The following is a 14,261-nucleotide window of genomic DNA, read 5'->3' on the forward strand; positions in this document are numbered from 1 at the left end:
CGGGGGCGACGTCGATGACCACCTGGTGGCTGGTGGAGCACAGGCTCTCGCCGGTCATCATGGTCCCTCACCGCAAACGCCGCCCCCGCGCTCACTCGACCTCCCCTGTCCGCACTCGGCCCAGGGCTACGCTTCAGCCCGGGGCCACGGCGCGGCCGGTCGTGGGGGAGATCATCCCGGCGCACAGCCCCCGAGCGGTCAGCCCCTGGGCTATCCGCGGTATCGCGGAGAGGGAGTTTGCGGACCAGTCGTGCATGAGGATGACCTGGCCGCTGGTGAGCCGCCCGGCGGCCGCCACGATGGCATCCGTAGTGGCTCCGTTCCAGTCCTGCGAGTCGACGTTCCAGAGGATCTCGGTCAGCCCGTACTTGGCCGCGACCGCCTTCACCGTCGCGTTGGTTTCGCCGTACGGCGGCCGGAACAGCCGCGGGGTACCGCCGCCCGCGCTCGCGATGGCCTGCTGGGTCCGGTAGATCTCGGAGTCGACCGTCGCCTGGCTCTGCTGGGTGAGGTGCGGGTGGGTGTAACTGTGGTTGCCGACCCACATACCGGCGCTGACCTGGGCCCGCACCTGGGCCGGGTGGGCGGCTGCGTACTGGCCCTGGTTGAACATGGTGGCCCGCAGCCCGTTCTGCCGGAGTGCGTTGAGCAGGGCCGGGGTGTTCCCGGACGGGCCGTCGTCGAAGGTGAGACCGACGTAGCCGTTGCAGACGGCGGCCTGTGCAGGGACAGGGCTGCCGGCCTGGACGGTGAGGGTGCCTGCGGCAACGGCCACGACGACGGCGAGCCGGGTGGCGAGGGGCCGTAACGGGCGTCGCACGCGCAGGGCGCTCAGCTGGCTGTCCATGGTCACCCCACCGTGATGCTGGAGTTGCCGCTGCTCTGGTAGCCCTCGGTCGCCATGATCATGTAGTAGCGGAAGCTGCCGAGGGTCATGCCGGCGCGGGCCCAGGCGTCGAAGTGGTTCCCGGTGGTGATGGCGCCCCCCGTCCGCTTGGACTGCCGGACGCTCCAGTACTGGTTGAAGGTGCGGGTGCCCTCGACCGACGGGGCGTTGTACCGGGTGGTCTGGTAGATGTCGTACGTCCCACCGTCACTGGTGACACTGCCCTTGTACGTCCCCGTCGGCCGGTAGGTCCCCCAGTTGTCGACGACGTAGTACTCGACGAGCGGGTTCGAGGTCCAGCCGTACAGACACAGGTAGGCGTTGCCGGACGGGTTGAAGGACCCGGAGTAACTCACCGTCCTACGACTGCCGTTGCTCCACCCCTTCCCCGCGACGAAGTTGCCGGTGTTGCGCCATGAGGTGCTGTACTTCCCACCAGAGCTGAGCGTCATGGAGACGGTGCCCGGCGCGTCGGTCCAGAACGAGTAGTAGTAGCCGTTGTTCGTACCGGTCTGATTCGCGGTGATGACGGTGTCCGCATGGGCGGTCCCGGGCAGGGCGACCCCGGCCGCGACGGCCAGAGCCGTGGTACCGACACCGCTGACGAACGTCCTGCGACTCATGGGGCGTGCGGATGTGGATGCGGATCCGGTCGGGGGTGTGGGTGCGGGTGCGTCGTTCACGTGCCTGCCTCCTCCTCGTCGAGTAGCTCGGTCATCGGCAGTTTTGGAGTGACCCTGTCAACTGTCAATGCTTTCGGTAATTGTTTCGAAACATTCTGGCGAGGGGAGGCGGGCTGGGATGGATGTCTTGCCTGGTCAACGCCCCTGTACGACAAACCGCACTGCGGCTGAACGACCTTGCTCACTGCCCCTAGATCAATATCTGACTCAACCTACGAATGTTTCGAAGAGTAGGGCGCGTTGATACTTTCTCCGGGCATGCCGGACACGTGTAGGGCTGGGGCAGCACGGAGGCCGCCACCGTTCGAGCCGATGACCAGGCCGAGGGCCTCCTGGTTGCCTGGCCGGCCTCCTCGGCGAGCCCCGCACCGGCGCGAAAGCGGCTCACACCGCGATACTCGGCACAGCCCGCCATCGCGGCCTTGCCCTCACCTGAACTCCCGCTCCACGGGACCACCTTGAAGACAGGCCCAGGAACGACGGCTACCCACCTCGCCGGCTCGGAGGATCCTCAGTCGATACAGAACTCGTTGCCTTCGATGTCCTGCATCACGATGCACGAATCGTTGCCGTCATACAGGAGTCGCACGCGTACCGCGCCGAGCGGGATCAGTCGTGCACATTCGGCTTCGAGCACGGCGAGGCGCTCTTCACCCACGAGCCCGGTGCCGACCCGCACGTCAAGATGCAGCCGGTTCTTGACGACCTTGCCTTCGGGAACGCGCTGAAAGAACAGCCGCGGGCCGACACCTGAGGGATCACTGCAGGCGAACCATGAACCCCGATCCTCAGGAGACCGAGAGCGGTCGAAGTCGTCCCACGTGGCGAACCCCTTCGGTGGCGGCGATACGACGTACCCCAACACCTCGCACCAAAAGCGAGCGACGCGCTCAGGTTCCGCGCAGTCGAAGGTGACTTGGAACTGCTTGATCGATGACGACGGCATCGGCGCACCATAACAGGGGCTCTGCTACTCATCTCCCGGTGTGGATCCGCATGTTGCCGGGAGGACGAAGGGTTGCCCGCCGTTCCAGACCGGACGGAGAACGTCAACGAGTCACACAGACCCTTGCCCTCGTCGACGGTGTTCCGCCGGTGGCCGGGCAGGTGAGCGGGCCGGAACCGGTCGGCTCCCTGCCATGCCGGGACAGCCCGCTTCCATCAGTCCCGGCCGCCGCCCAGGTAGGTGCGCAGCAAGGCGTCCAGCGCGTCCCGCAGCCCCGCCTCCGCGCCACCTTCAGCAGCGCCCCGGCGAGGACCGGCTGGGGTTCCCCGTCAGCGCCTCCGCGTTCGTCTCCCCTCCCCCTCCACCCCGGAGCTCAGCTCCTCGCGACCTCGGTCTGCCGGCCTTGATGCATCCACGCGATGACGTCGAACACACGCAGGACGCCGATGTCCTCACCGACACCTGCGGGTCGGGCGCCGTGAAGGGCTCCGGGTACGGCCTGGTCATCGTGTGGCGCTCCTCAGCAGGCTGTTGTCGACGGTCCGTCGGGGTGGGAGGGGGCTGCGGGTGGTGTGCAGGAGGGATGCCCAGGTGGCGGTGTCCGTGAAGTCGCGGCCGCCTGCCGGGACGACGTCCATGACGACGCGGTCGGGGCGCAGCAGTACGGCGTCCGCACGGCCGGCGCGCAGCCAGGCCGCGAGCGTGCCGTCGTCACCGAGGTCGGCCAAGGGGATCGCCCGTACGCCGAGCCCATGGGCGAGCGCGTTCAGCGCGAAGGCGAGGGATCGGCGGCGGTCAGGACGGTGAAGGAGTCACCGAGCACGTCGTCGAGCCGGGTACGCCGGCCGTCGGCGCCGACCCACGGCTGCGGACAGTGCGTGCCCGCGAGCCCCCGGCGGACACCGCGCCGCACGAGCGGCCCCGCGGTCAGTGCCGGGCTGATGTCGCGGCCGGCCGACGCGGTCAGGCCGGGTATGCGGCAGGCCGCGGCCAGGAGCCTGCGACGCACCGCGGCGGCGCCGTCCTGCCCGCCGGTCATGGCCCAGCCCATGGCGACCGCGAGTCGGATCACATGCCGGGCGTGCGGCTTGCGCTCGCTCTCGTACGTGTCCAGAAGGCGTTCGTCGCCGCCCTGTCGGAGGACGCGGGCGCCCTTCCAGGTCAGGTTGTAGGCGTCTCGCAGGCCCGAGCACAGCCCCTGCCCGATGAACGGCGGGGTGAGATGGGCGGCGTCACCGAGGAGGAAGACACGGCCTCGGCGCCACCGGTCGGCGACGCGGGCCCGGAAGGTGTACTGCGTCTCTCGGACGACCTCGAAGTCCCCGTCGTACGAGGGCGGCAGCCACGGGGCGACCAGCCCTCGGACCGGCTCCTGGCCGTCCCGCAGCCGGAACTCCCAGCGGTAGCGGTCCTCGCCGACGCGCATGAAGGTCACCGGCCGGTCCGGGTCGCAGACCTGGTCGACGCCCAGTGGGTCGAGGCGTACGCCGAGGCGTTGAAGGATGTGCGGCGGGGCGTCGGCGATCCACTCGCTGACCGCCAGTACGGAGGTCGCCCCCCGCCAGCACCGCACAAGCGGTCAGCGCGAGCACGGCAACCAGAGCGTGCCGTACGCCGCGTGGGTCTCGCGGGTCGGGCACCTCGGCCAGCCGCTCCAGCAGGCGCGGAACCTCGTCGGATACGACCTGGGATGCGCGCGGAGCTGGTCAAGGGCAGGCGGGATCAGCGGTGATGCGTCGGCAGGCATGGTCTTCCACTCGGATCGCGGGCGTAGAGAACTCCATGATCTTGGAATCCGCGCCTCGGAAGTGGGTCACGATCCACGCGTCGCTGACAAGCGTCCGTTTCCCGTGTCGGCTGCCTCAACCTCACGATCAAGACGGTCAGCGGCCATGCTCAGGGCGAACACGTCACGCGAGCGATTCATCCGCCATGACACGTTCCAAGGATCGTTGACCCATCCGACTCATGGCCGGGTTGCTTTCGACGTAGTACCAGACCAGCCCCATCGCTTGAACGAAAGCCCACGCCTTGCCTCGCTCCCACTCAAGGTCGTCGCTGCCCAGGTGATCGCGGAGCACCTGCCGCGGCCCAGCCTCGAGCAAATGCCACGCGCTCACGAGATCCAGCGAAGGGTCAGCCGGCCCGAAGCCGCCAACGTCGAGAATCCCCGCAAGCCGACCAGCGGACACGAGCACGTTGCCAGGAATCAGATCGCAATGCGCCATGGCGTCCTCAGCTGCACCTCGCGGCAGCTCACGCAAAGTTGCCCAGATACGGCGAAGCCGAGGGACATCCAGGAGTTGCTCACTGTGTCTGAAACAGGTCTCCATCCACGCGTCATGGGACTGCAGGTCGCCTCCTCGACCTGTGCCGGCGAACGTGCGGCCATGCGTGTCGATCGCGCGTAGGTCGCCGATGAGATCGGCCAAGTCGCGGGCAAACGCAGACGATTCGCCTGGGTCCTCGTGGGCGGCCACGACGCCGGGCAACCACGTCTGTACCGACCACGGAAGTGGGTAGCCTGCACCGGGTTCACCAAGCGCGACCGGCTCCGGCGTGGGGAAACGCGTGCGACCTACCAGCTCGCGAGCCGCTTCCATTTCGGACTCCAGCCCGCGACGCGTCGACTCGATGTCCGCGGACTCAAGAGGGAATCGAGCTGCGAACCGATCGCCAATGCGGAAGACGGCGTTGACCGTACCCTGCGCAGCGATGCTCCTGACTGGCAGGTTTCGCCACTCGGGAAACTGCTGATCTACCAACGTGCGCACCGTTTCAGGTGACATCGTCAGCTGGTTGGCGTGCATCTTCATGATGGAAGCATTCGCGTCACGATCTTCAACTGCAACCCGATTTTGTCGCGCAACCTTGCCTGCTGGTAGTCCGGCACGTGGTGGGCTGCCCCTGAATGAGTTTGAACCTCGGAACCGCAGCTCAGTGCCATCGCGCCAACGATGACCAGTAGGGGCGGTGTTCGCGTATTGGTCGCAGTGACCGATCCGCGAACATGAAGTACTGCCATCCTCGAAGAGTGGGGATTTTTGAAGTCCCCGTGGAAGAGGGAGCGGCGTTCGGTGTGTGCTCTCGGCGTGCCGGGCGTCGCGACGCCGCGGGTCAATACACCGGGCCCTGGCCGCCGTCCACGCCCTGGTCGAGCACGGCTTCGCGCACCTGAAGAACTGGCGCGCGCCGGCCAAGGTCCGCACCGACCCGAAGTGGGCGACCTCACTGGTCAGGGCTCTGCTCGTCCTCACGACCAGGAAGTGGGCCGCTGACCGATGATCTCCACGACAGACTCCCGCCCCCGATCGGCACGAGCGCGCCCCGAGCCGTTCACACCAGACCCGTGACCTGCAACTTCACGATGCACATCGATCAGTGAGGGTGGGGGCGGTACGGCCCGATGTCGCGGCTCGATGACATCCGTCGGTCGGTGGTGCGTGCTAGTGATGGGATATTCATAACTGCGCCGGTGGGTGCCTGCCCAGGCTTCAAACCGCGTGAGACATACGATGTTTGACGTGTGCAGATAAGTGGATAGTTCATCAAGTCGCGCCAATCGAGTGCCTGTTGATCTATTTCATCCCTTCAAATTGGTTGACATTCAGGGGTGGAACGTCGGACGTTCAGCCGTGACCCACCGATGCGCCACAGGGCCGGAGAGATGGCACGCAGATGGCTTTCAGAGACAGGAACCCGAAGCCGGGGCGCGGGAGGCGCCCGGCGGCGCTTGCCGCGGTGACGCCCCTGCCGGCGGCTCCGCCGACAGGGCTGGGCGCGACCGGGACCGCGCAAGCGGCCACGGTGGACGCGGGCTCGTGGTATGAGCTGATCAACCAGGGCAACGGTAAGGCGCTGGACATATCCGGCGCAAGTACTGCTGAGGGAACCGCCGTTCAGCAGTGGACCCGCAACGGTGGTGCCCATCAGCGGTTCCGGTTCGTCGACTCGGGCGACGGCTACTACCGACTGAAGGCCCAGCACTCGGGCAAGGTTCTCGACGTCCACGGCTGGTCCGGCGCCGACCACGCGGACATCGTGCAGTGGGGCGACACCAACGGCTCGAACCAGCAGTTCCGGCTGGAGGACTCGGCGGACGGTTACGTTCGTCTGATCAACCGCAACAGCGGCAAGGCCGTCGAGGTCCAGAACGCTGCCACCACGGACGGTGCCAAGGTTGTGCAGTTCACCGACTGGGGCGGCGCCAACCAGCAGTGGCAACTGGTCCCCGTGAAGAGTGTCTCGGAGCAGGTGCACACCGCAGGGCGGGTCAAGGACCTGGGGAAGACGGTGCAGTTCAGCTGGCCCGGGGTGTACTTCGAGGGCCGCTTCCGCGGGACCGGCCTCGGGGTGGTACTCGACTGCGCGGCCGCCGACTACGACGTCCAGGTCGATGGGGCCACCGTCGCCACCCTGGTCACACCCGGCGACACCACGCACTGGATCAACGGCCTGCGTGACGGCGAGCACACGGTCCGGGTCGTCAAACGCAACGACACCCCGGGGGACACCAGCACGTTCGGAGGCTTCGTCGCCGCGCCCGGGGGCGCCGTACTGAGCAAGCCGGCGCCCCGGGACCGCCAGATCGAGTTCATCGGGGACTCCCTCACGGTGGGCTACGGCAATGTTTCGGGCACCCGCGACTGCAATCCGGAGCAGCTCAAGCGGAACACCAACACCGACGTGAGCTACGGCCCCCTCACTGCCCAGCAGCTGGATGCCGATTACCAGATCAACGGCTTCTCCGGCCTCGGCATGGTGCGCAACGTCGCCGGCATATCCCCGGACGTCACGTACCGGACCTACTACGACCGCGCCCTGCTGAACGTGGACGGCGACGTCTGGCAGAACCCGGGGACGTGGCGCCCCCAGATCGTGGTGGTCAACCTCGGCGCCAACGACTTCTCCGACCTCACCCCCGGTGAACCGTGGACGCCCGACAGCCTCGCGGCCGCCTACCGCACCGCCTACGGCGAGTTCCTCCGGAAACTGCGGACGCGCTACGGTGCCGGCACCACCCTCGTGGCCGTCGGCTTCGACGGAAACGCCGAGCATGTGCTGCAGGTGGTCGAGGCGCGCAACGACGCCGGCGACAGCGGGGTCCACTACTGGTTCCTCGATCAGTCGGGCCTGGACTTCCTCGGATGTGACCGGCACACCTCGGCTCACGACGACCGGGTGATCGCCGACCGGCTTGCCCCGTTCCTCAGCAGCCTGCCGACGGGATGGTGAGGGACATGACCACCCGTGAACCGGGCCAGGGACTGCTGCCCCCCGCCGTCGCCTCCGGCACCCCCCTGCGTGTCCTGCCGCTGGGCGACTCGATCACCTGGGGCGAGGGCAGCAGCACGGGCGACGGCTACCGGGGTCCGCTGTGGGACAGGCTCACCGCGGCAGCGGTCCCCGGCCCCGCTGTCGGGTCTGGCCGCCGGGCGAGGAGCTGATCTCGTAGCCGAACTGGACGTCGCCGATGGTCTCGCTGCCGGACATCCAGCCCTTGGTGTGGGCGATCCAGTGGAGGACCGCGTTCACGTCCACGGTGCCGGAGGTGGAGTCGGTGGTCCGGAGGAACGAGAACACCTCGTTCGACCCGTTGGTGCCCTTGAAGACGTTCCAGTTGTGGCCGCCGACCCTGGCATTGCCTTGGTAGGAGCCGAGCGGTCCGACGGCTCCGTTGTGGTTGACCCAGAGCATGATCTCGTAGTCGTGGTCGGTGTCCCAGACGCCCCAGCCTGTACCGGAGTTGGCTAAGGTGCACTGGCTGCCCGCACTGGCGCCCCATCCCTGCATCTGCATCTGCATCTGCATCAGGAAGGTAGAAACTTGGAACGAGACCTACGTCGACACCGCCTGGCCGCGTTCCCCCACACCGCGGAGCACCTGAAGACCATGACCCGGCCGATGGGCGGCGGCGGATACCGCGGCACCACCGACCAGCTGGAAACCCTGCTCGGACGCCCACCGAAGACCGTGCGGTGGGCCCTGGAGAGCCATCCGCGCACCCGGAAGCCGGCGGCTGCCTGAGCCACTGATCGTCCGAGGGGCAGGCCGATGCCTCACCACGGCCGCCCCCTGCGACGCCGACCTGTTCCCGTCGGGCCCCTTGCAGTCGCTGCATTCTCACCGCACCCGAAACAAGATCCGCACCGCCCGCGGCCCCGGTCCTCCGGCGGTGTGCAGCACCGCCTCGCCCCGGCCTGTGGCGCGGATGTCCCAGGCGCTGAAGCCCGGATCGGTCTCGTAGTCGACGGCGACGAGGACGATCGCCGTGCCGTCGACGGTGGGGGTGGTCTGCCGCCAGCGGCCGGAGAGACGCAGTTGGGCGGTGTCGCCGAGGGGGAGGGTGACGGTGCGGCCGGTGTCGTCCTGGGTGAGGACGGTCGGGGCGGGCGGCGCGGGGGAGGTGGTGCTCGCCGATGGAGTGCGGGTGTGGGTGGCGCTCTGAGCGGGCGGAGTCGGATGCCGTGGTGGGGAGTTGTCGGTGCAGGCGGCCGCCGCCACCCCGAGGAGCAGGGTGGCGGCGGCGCGCGGCAGGAGGGTCATCCGTGTCATACGAGCGGGATGTTGATGCAGGTGAGGATGACCGCCTGGGCCTTGAGCCGCTGTGTGGTGGCGTTGGGGTCGAGGCGTACCTTCTCGGCGTTCTGGACGGCCTCCAGGAAGGGCGTGTCCGGCTTCAGGTCGCTGTCGGTGTCGACGAGTTCGTTCGGCTCGAAGGCTCCGTTGGCGAAATTGAGCCAGGCGGCGAGCAGTTGGCGGTCGAGGGAACGCTTGGGGTCGAGGAGCAGATTGAGGAAGAGGACGTCCGCGGCCTTGTCCTGGGTGGAGACGTCGACCTTCTCGGAGAACACCGCGCTCGCGTGCTGGACGATCTTCAGATAGCAGTCCAGCGTCTTCTTGCCGAGCCCGGTGAGGTCGCCGGTCAGGTATTTGACGTACCAGACGTCGGCGAGCATCGACAGCGGGGCGTTGCCCTGGACGATGACGGGCATTGCGTCGCTCCCCGTACCCCCGTCGTCGTCGCGTGCCGTGAAGGACAGGTCGTACAGGCAGGGCTTGGCGTACGTGTGGGCCTGGGCGTCCGTCAGGTCGCGCGGCTGGACGCTGGGGCTGCGGGCGGGGTCGGGGTCGGGCGGGTTGACGAGCGAGGTGGTCGTGGTGGCGGGTGTCCCGTCGCCCCACGCCCAGCTCATGGTCTCGTCGTCGCTGCCGGGGTCGGTGACCCGGGCGGTGTACCGGTGCTCCTCGCCCGCGTGGACGACGAGGGTCCGCCCGCCCGCGAGCGGTACGGCATCGGTCTTGTCGATGGCGGCGGTCGGGTCGACGTTGGCGACGGTGATCTCGGCGTCGCGGCAGGTGGTGGTGTCGTCGTCGTTGCCGCAGATCTTCACGGTGAAGGTGCCGTTGTCGCCGAAGACGAGTTCGCGGCTGAAGGTGAGGGTGGCGTCGGGACGGTTGTTCTCCAGCTGTCCGGGGAGGGCGACGGGCTTGCCGTCGCCGGGGTCGATGGTGGCGGTGAGCGGGTCGAGCCAGCCCGGGTCGGTGACCGTGCCGGCGACGGTGAGCTTGCCGCCCTCCTCACGCGGGCCCTGAACGGTGAAGGCCACCGTGGGCGCCACGTTGGTGACGGTCACGGTCGCCGTGTCGGTGTCGGCCCCGGCGGCGTTGCCGACGCGCAGGCCTACGGTGTACGTGCCGTCCCGGCCGACCCGGTCGAAGAGCGGGCTGACGCCGGTCGCGTCGTCGTAGGCGCCGTCGCCGTCGAAGTCCCAGCTGTAGCTGCCGCCGCCACCGGGGACGGTGGAGCCGCTCGCGTCGAGCCGCACGTCGGCGCCCTCCTCTGTGGAGTACGGCCCGCCCGCGTCGGCGGTGGGCCGGCAGCTCGCGGGGTAGTCGGTGGCCGGGTTGGCCTGGTCCTGGCTCGGTGAGGTGGCGCTCGCGCCCATGCCCCGGCCGGCGAACACGCCCCACAGCAGGCATTGGTTGGCGCCGCCGTGGTTGGCCCGGTCGGCGGCGAGGATGCCGTCGCGGGCGTCCAGGAAGTCGGGTGAGGACGGCGTGAGCTTCATGCCGTCGACCATCAGCTGCTCGTGCCGCTGCTTGCCGGTGGCGTAGCCGTACGCGCCGACGAGCGCGGTGCGCATGTCCCACATGGCCGTGGCCCAGATCTCGCCGTCGGAGTGCACCTGGCAGCCGCCGGAGCAGAGGTCGGCGTAGGTGAGGTCGCTGTCGTCGTACGCGACGCTGCGTATGCCGGTGGGCCGGCCGTTGTTGTACTCGCCGTACACCGGGTCGTTCCACAGCGAGGTGGCCACCGCGTCGCTCCAGCCCTCGCCGAGCGCGCCGGTCTGCTCACCGTCGCCCAGGTCGCCGCCGCCGACGAGCCGGTTGGACAGGCCGTGGCTGTACTCGTGGGCGATGGTGTCGCCGTTCATGGCCCGGTGGATGTTGTGGTTGCCGCAGGAGGCGCGTCCGACGAAGAGGCGCATGGTGCCGTTCTCGCCGTCGGCGGGGGTGCTGAAGTTGGCGTTGCAGGCGGAGTCCCCGTTGGCGTCGAAGTCGACGTAGACGTCGACACGGTCGCCGCCGGAGCCGCCGCCTCCGAGGTTGTCCTCCTGGAAGTTGCCCGACGCCTCGTCGAAGCCGAGCCCGTAGAGGTGGTCGTGCATGCGGTTGGTGTAGTAGAAGGCCTGGGTGACGACCGCGTCCCGGTCGGTGGTGAGGTCGGTGCCGCCGCTGGTGCGGAAGGCGTCCGTGAAGGTGTAGTCGAAATGCTGGTACGCCGGGTCTCCGGCGGCCGGGGTCTGGGGCTGGTGGCCGAGCGTCTCGTCGCCGTCGGGGTCCTGGGAGACCTCGGCGTTGTTGCCGGTGGTGACCCGGCCGGTGACCCAGGAACGGCCGAGGCCGCTGAAGGGGACGGTCGTCGCGCTGCCGAGGGTGGGGTTCTGATCGGTGAAGACCCGGCCCTCGGGGCCCTCGTTGCTGGTGAGGTCGGTGCGCAGGAGGACGGTGCCGTTCCCGGCGTCGACGACGGTGTCGTACAGATGGTGGTTGTCGGCGGTGAGCGTGGTCCGCCAGGCCGGGCGGGCGGTGCCGTCGGCGAGCGGGAAGGTGACCCTCGTGGCGGTGGCGGTGCCGGGCGGGGTGTCGGTGCCGACGGAGGCCGCGGCCCGGTCCAGCGCGTCGCCCTTGTCGAGGGCGACCGTCCCGGTGGCGCGGGCGTCTTGGACGAGGCTGCCGGTGACGGTGAGGATACGGCCGGCCTTGTCGACGGCGACCGAGAGGCGGGCACCATGCACGGGGACGCCCCGGTCACTCTGGCCGACGAAGACATGCCGTACGCCGTTGTGCTCGGTGCGGTACGACTTGACGACGGTGAGGGCGTCCAACTCGGCGGCGGAGAGGCCGTAGAGGTCCGCGTGGTCGCGTATGTGGTCCAGCGCGAGGGTGCGCGGGTCGGCGGTGCTGGTGGCGGTGAGGGCATTGCGGCCCTGCGGGGTGAGCCGCTTCGGCGTACCGAACCGGCTCCAGCGGATCGCCGTGCCGTCGAGTTCCTGCGCGGCCCGCAGCTGCCCGGCCGTGGGCGTGACGCGCTGGTCACCGCGTACGTCGATGTTCGGGTACGGCATGTCGGGCTGTTCCTGGGCCGGTCGCTTCTGCGTCCCCTGGGCACCGGGACGTTCGCCGGCGGCGGCCGACGACGGTGCGACCGTGACCGCCGGCAGTGCGAGCAGAACCGCACCGATGAGCAGTGATCTTGCGCGCATCGATAAGCGTGTGGGTGGCATTCCCTCTCCCCCGTCCGTTGACTTCCTGAGTGCGGACCGAGCACACCGTACGTGCGCATGACAATTCAGCGGAAGAGTGCATACGCCCCACAGCGGCGCTCGAATTTCGGCCACCGACACACGCGCGTTCGACAAAGGCCGTTTCGACCATGGCCGTGATGTCGTTGTTCCGGACGTCAGCGGCGATCCCCCAAGTGGGCCTCGGAGGTGCCCAGTTGCCTGGTGTGGTTCAGACTGCCTCGATCGCTCTCGCCTGACCCTGTGTACGGATGGAGGACTGCGTGACCGGACCGGCTGTGGCCACCACGACAGCTGCCCTGCTCGTCAACGATGACCGGCACTACCTGCTGCACCTGCGCGACGCCAACAAGAACATCGCCTGCGCCGGGCAGTGGTCCCTGCCCGGCGGACATCCCGAACCCGGCGAGAGCCTCGACGACGCGATTTCCCGGGAGCTCCTGGAAGAGGCCGGCCTGCGCGTCCCCGGCCTGGCCCCGCTCGCCGTCATCGAGAACACCGACGCGGACGACCGGCCCACCAGCCGGGTCCGGGTGTACGCCGGGACCTGGAACGGCGACCCCGCGCGACTGCCCCTCACCGAGGGGATCATGCTGCGCTGGACCGCTCCGGAGCAGATCCCGTATCTGACCGTGGACGCCGGGACAACGGCCGTCACCCGCCACCATCAGCAGCGGGAGCCGGGGCAGGGACAGCGAGGGCTGCGTGCCCGTGCCGGTGCCCGGATTGACGGGCAACTGCCCCTGCTCCGGGTGCGCGGCACCAGCACGAAGACGGTCCCGAACGTCATCGGCGTCCACCTGTATCTGGAGCGGGCCGGCGAGATCCTGCTGGGGCTGCGGCACCCCGATTCCGCCTACGCGCCCTTGGAGCATCACTTCCTGGCCGGTCACTGCGAGCGGGAGTCGGCCGTCGACTGTCTGGTGCGGGAGGCGTGGGAGGAGGCCGGGCTGGTGATCAAGGCCGAGGACGTCGACCTCGTGCACGTCGTACACCTCGTCGACGCACCCGGCGCCCCGCCGCGCCTGCAACTGGTCTTCAGGGCCCGCCGTTGGCAGGGCGAACCGCAGTTGCGGGAGCCGGACAAGTGCGTGAGCTGGGGCTGGTGGCCCGTCGACGCCCTGCCGGAACCGACCGTCGGCTACACCCGCGCCGCCGTCGACGGCATACGGCACGGACGCCTCTACACCGAACTCGGCTGGGGCACTCCCCCGACCTGACCGCCGACGTCCCCCTCCGCCCCTACCCCTTCCGGGAGTTGACCACCGTGCCCGAACCCGAGCCACCCACCAGTGCCAGGCGGTACAAGGTCCCGGTCGACGTACACCTGATCCTGCCGCGGGACAGCCCGAAGGGCCCACAGGTGCTGCTGTCGCGGCGGGCCGGCGCCGTGTACGCGGCGGGGATGTGGCATCTGCCGTCGGGCCATCTGGACGGACCGCACGAGGACGTCGTCGAGGGCGGGATCAGGGAACAGGGCGAGGAGACCGGCCTGGTCAGCGACCGGGCGGATATCCGCGCGGCGGTCACGGTCCATCACCGTGCCCCGTCCGGCCCCGCCCGCATCGGCGTCTTCCTGGTGGTGCCGGCCTGGCAGGGCGAGCCCAGGATCCTGGAAGAGGACCGGTGCGACGGGATGGACTGGTTCCGCTGGGACGGGCTGCCGGAGCCGATGGTCGCCTACTGCCGGGCCGGCCTCGACGCCTACCGTGCCGGGGCGCGCCTGGCCGTGCACTTCCAGCAGCCCGGCGACCCCATCGCCTACGATCCGGCCTTCGACCGACTGTGCATCGTGCCCGACGGCCCGAGACCGCCGGCGTGACACTGTCGCCACCGACAACCACGGCACCTTCTACGACATGCGGTTGCCCGGGCCTGGCCTACGCGACCGGCGACAAGGAGGAGCGAGCCGCCGGACGGCGACCTCCGGGCCCTGC

General features: G+C 69.1%; 12 protein-coding genes and 2 pseudogenes. 6 read left to right on the forward strand and 8 right to left on the reverse strand.

Annotation, left to right across the window (positions count from 1 at the left end; genetic code table 11):
* Positions 1 to 133: 133 nt before the first annotated feature.
* From ABIE67_RS07765 to ABIE67_RS07785, 5 genes and pseudogenes are all read right to left on the reverse strand, one after another.
* Complete coding sequence (locus ABIE67_RS07765) at positions 134 to 847, reverse strand: polysaccharide deacetylase family protein (protein WP_370255541.1); 714 nt, start codon at positions 845 to 847, stop codon at positions 134 to 136.
* A gap of 2 nt (positions 848 to 849) precedes the next feature.
* Complete coding sequence (locus tag ABIE67_RS07770; protein ID WP_370255542.1) at positions 850 to 1,569, reverse strand: glycoside hydrolase family 11 protein; 720 nt, start codon at positions 1,567 to 1,569, stop codon at positions 850 to 852.
* Between the two features lie 511 nt (positions 1,570 to 2,080).
* A complete protein-coding gene (locus tag ABIE67_RS07775) occupies positions 2,081 to 2,515 on the reverse strand; it encodes a VOC family protein (RefSeq protein WP_370255543.1) in 435 nt (144 codons plus the stop codon).
* A 503-nt stretch (positions 2,516 to 3,018) separates the two neighbouring features.
* Positions 3,019 to 3,983: pseudogene (locus tag ABIE67_RS07780) on the reverse strand (FAD-dependent monooxygenase); the annotation flags it as partial.
* 442 nt (positions 3,984 to 4,425) lie between these two features.
* Positions 4,426 to 5,331 (reverse strand): aminoglycoside phosphotransferase family protein, encoded by a 906-nt coding sequence (locus ABIE67_RS07785; RefSeq protein ID WP_370255544.1) that lies wholly within the window; start codon positions 5,329 to 5,331, stop codon positions 4,426 to 4,428.
* Positions 5,332 to 5,596: 265 nt separating this feature from the next.
* On the opposite strand from ABIE67_RS07785, the gene ABIE67_RS07790 reads away from it, so the two are divergent.
* The 3 genes from ABIE67_RS07790 (at position 5,597) to ABIE67_RS07800 (ending at position 7,962) form a co-directional block, all read left to right on the forward strand.
* Complete coding sequence (locus ABIE67_RS07790; protein ID WP_370255545.1) at positions 5,597 to 5,800, forward strand: hypothetical protein; 204 nt, start codon at positions 5,597 to 5,599, stop codon at positions 5,798 to 5,800.
* Between the two features lie 456 nt (positions 5,801 to 6,256).
* Positions 6,257 to 7,750, forward strand: a complete 1,494-nt coding sequence (locus tag ABIE67_RS07795; protein WP_370255547.1) for an RICIN domain-containing protein — start codon at positions 6,257 to 6,259, stop codon at positions 7,748 to 7,750.
* 5 nt (positions 7,751 to 7,755) lie between these two features.
* Positions 7,756 to 7,962: a hypothetical protein gene (locus ABIE67_RS07800; protein WP_370255548.1), complete on the forward strand. Its 207-nt coding sequence runs from the start codon at positions 7,756 to 7,758 to the stop codon at positions 7,960 to 7,962.
* Here ABIE67_RS07800 and ABIE67_RS07805 read toward each other — a convergent pair.
* Positions 7,904 to 8,299, reverse strand: a pseudogene (locus tag ABIE67_RS07805) (hypothetical protein); the annotation flags it as partial. The gene ABIE67_RS07800 and the pseudogene ABIE67_RS07805 sit on opposite strands and share 59 nt — an antisense overlap.
* A 42-nt stretch (positions 8,300 to 8,341) precedes the next feature.
* Between ABIE67_RS07805 and ABIE67_RS07810 the strand changes: the two are divergent.
* On the forward strand, positions 8,342 to 8,542 hold the full coding sequence (locus ABIE67_RS07810; protein ID WP_370255549.1) for a hypothetical protein: 201 nt from the start codon (positions 8,342 to 8,344) through the stop codon (positions 8,540 to 8,542).
* A gap of 96 nt (positions 8,543 to 8,638) precedes the next feature.
* Here ABIE67_RS07810 and ABIE67_RS07815 read toward each other — a convergent pair whose 3' ends face one another.
* Both ABIE67_RS07815 and ABIE67_RS07820 read right to left on the reverse strand, forming a co-directional pair.
* Positions 8,639 to 9,070: a hypothetical protein gene (locus ABIE67_RS07815; RefSeq protein ID WP_370255550.1), complete on the reverse strand. Its 432-nt coding sequence runs from the start codon at positions 9,068 to 9,070 to the stop codon at positions 8,639 to 8,641.
* A complete protein-coding gene (locus tag ABIE67_RS07820) occupies positions 9,067 to 12,285 on the reverse strand; it encodes a M36 family metallopeptidase (RefSeq protein ID WP_370255552.1) in 3,219 nt (1,072 codons plus the stop codon). The genes ABIE67_RS07815 and ABIE67_RS07820 overlap by 4 nt, the downstream gene beginning before the upstream one ends.
* A gap of 302 nt (positions 12,286 to 12,587) precedes the next feature.
* On the opposite strand from ABIE67_RS07820, the gene ABIE67_RS07825 reads away from it, so the two are divergent.
* Together ABIE67_RS07825 and ABIE67_RS07830 are read left to right on the forward strand one after the other, a co-directional pair.
* A complete protein-coding gene (locus tag ABIE67_RS07825) occupies positions 12,588 to 13,544 on the forward strand; it encodes an NUDIX domain-containing protein (RefSeq protein WP_370255553.1) in 957 nt (318 codons plus the stop codon).
* A gap of 47 nt (positions 13,545 to 13,591) precedes the next feature.
* Positions 13,592 to 14,146: an NUDIX domain-containing protein gene (locus tag ABIE67_RS07830; protein WP_370255554.1), complete on the forward strand. Its 555-nt coding sequence runs from the start codon at positions 13,592 to 13,594 to the stop codon at positions 14,144 to 14,146.
* Positions 14,147 to 14,261 lie beyond the last annotated feature (115 nt).

The sequence above is a fragment of the Streptomyces sp. V4I8 genome (genome assembly GCF_041261225.1).
Classification (GTDB): domain Bacteria; phylum Actinomycetota; class Actinomycetes; order Streptomycetales; family Streptomycetaceae; genus Streptomyces.

What these genes read in the sequence shown, in the direction of transcription:
- ABIE67_RS07775 (WP_370255543.1), bottom strand. Translation starts at nt 2,515, where the DNA reads ATGCCGTCGTCATCGATCAAGCAGTTCCAAGTCACCTTCGACTGCGCG.
- ABIE67_RS07785 (WP_370255544.1), bottom strand. Translation starts at nt 5,331, where the DNA reads ATGAAGATGCACGCCAACCAGCTGACGATGTCACCTGAAACGGTGCGC.
- ABIE67_RS07800 (WP_370255548.1), top strand. Translation starts at nt 7,756, where the DNA reads ATGACCACCCGTGAACCGGGCCAGGGACTGCTGCCCCCCGCCGTCGCC.
- ABIE67_RS07815 (WP_370255550.1), bottom strand. Translation starts at nt 9,070, where the DNA reads ATGACACGGATGACCCTCCTGCCGCGCGCCGCCGCCACCCTGCTCCTC.
- ABIE67_RS07765 (WP_370255541.1), bottom strand. Translation starts at nt 847, where the DNA reads ATGGACAGCCAGCTGAGCGCCCTGCGCGTGCGACGCCCGTTACGGCCC.
- ABIE67_RS07820 (WP_370255552.1), bottom strand. Translation starts at nt 12,285, where the DNA reads ATGCGCGCAAGATCACTGCTCATCGGTGCGGTTCTGCTCGCACTGCCG.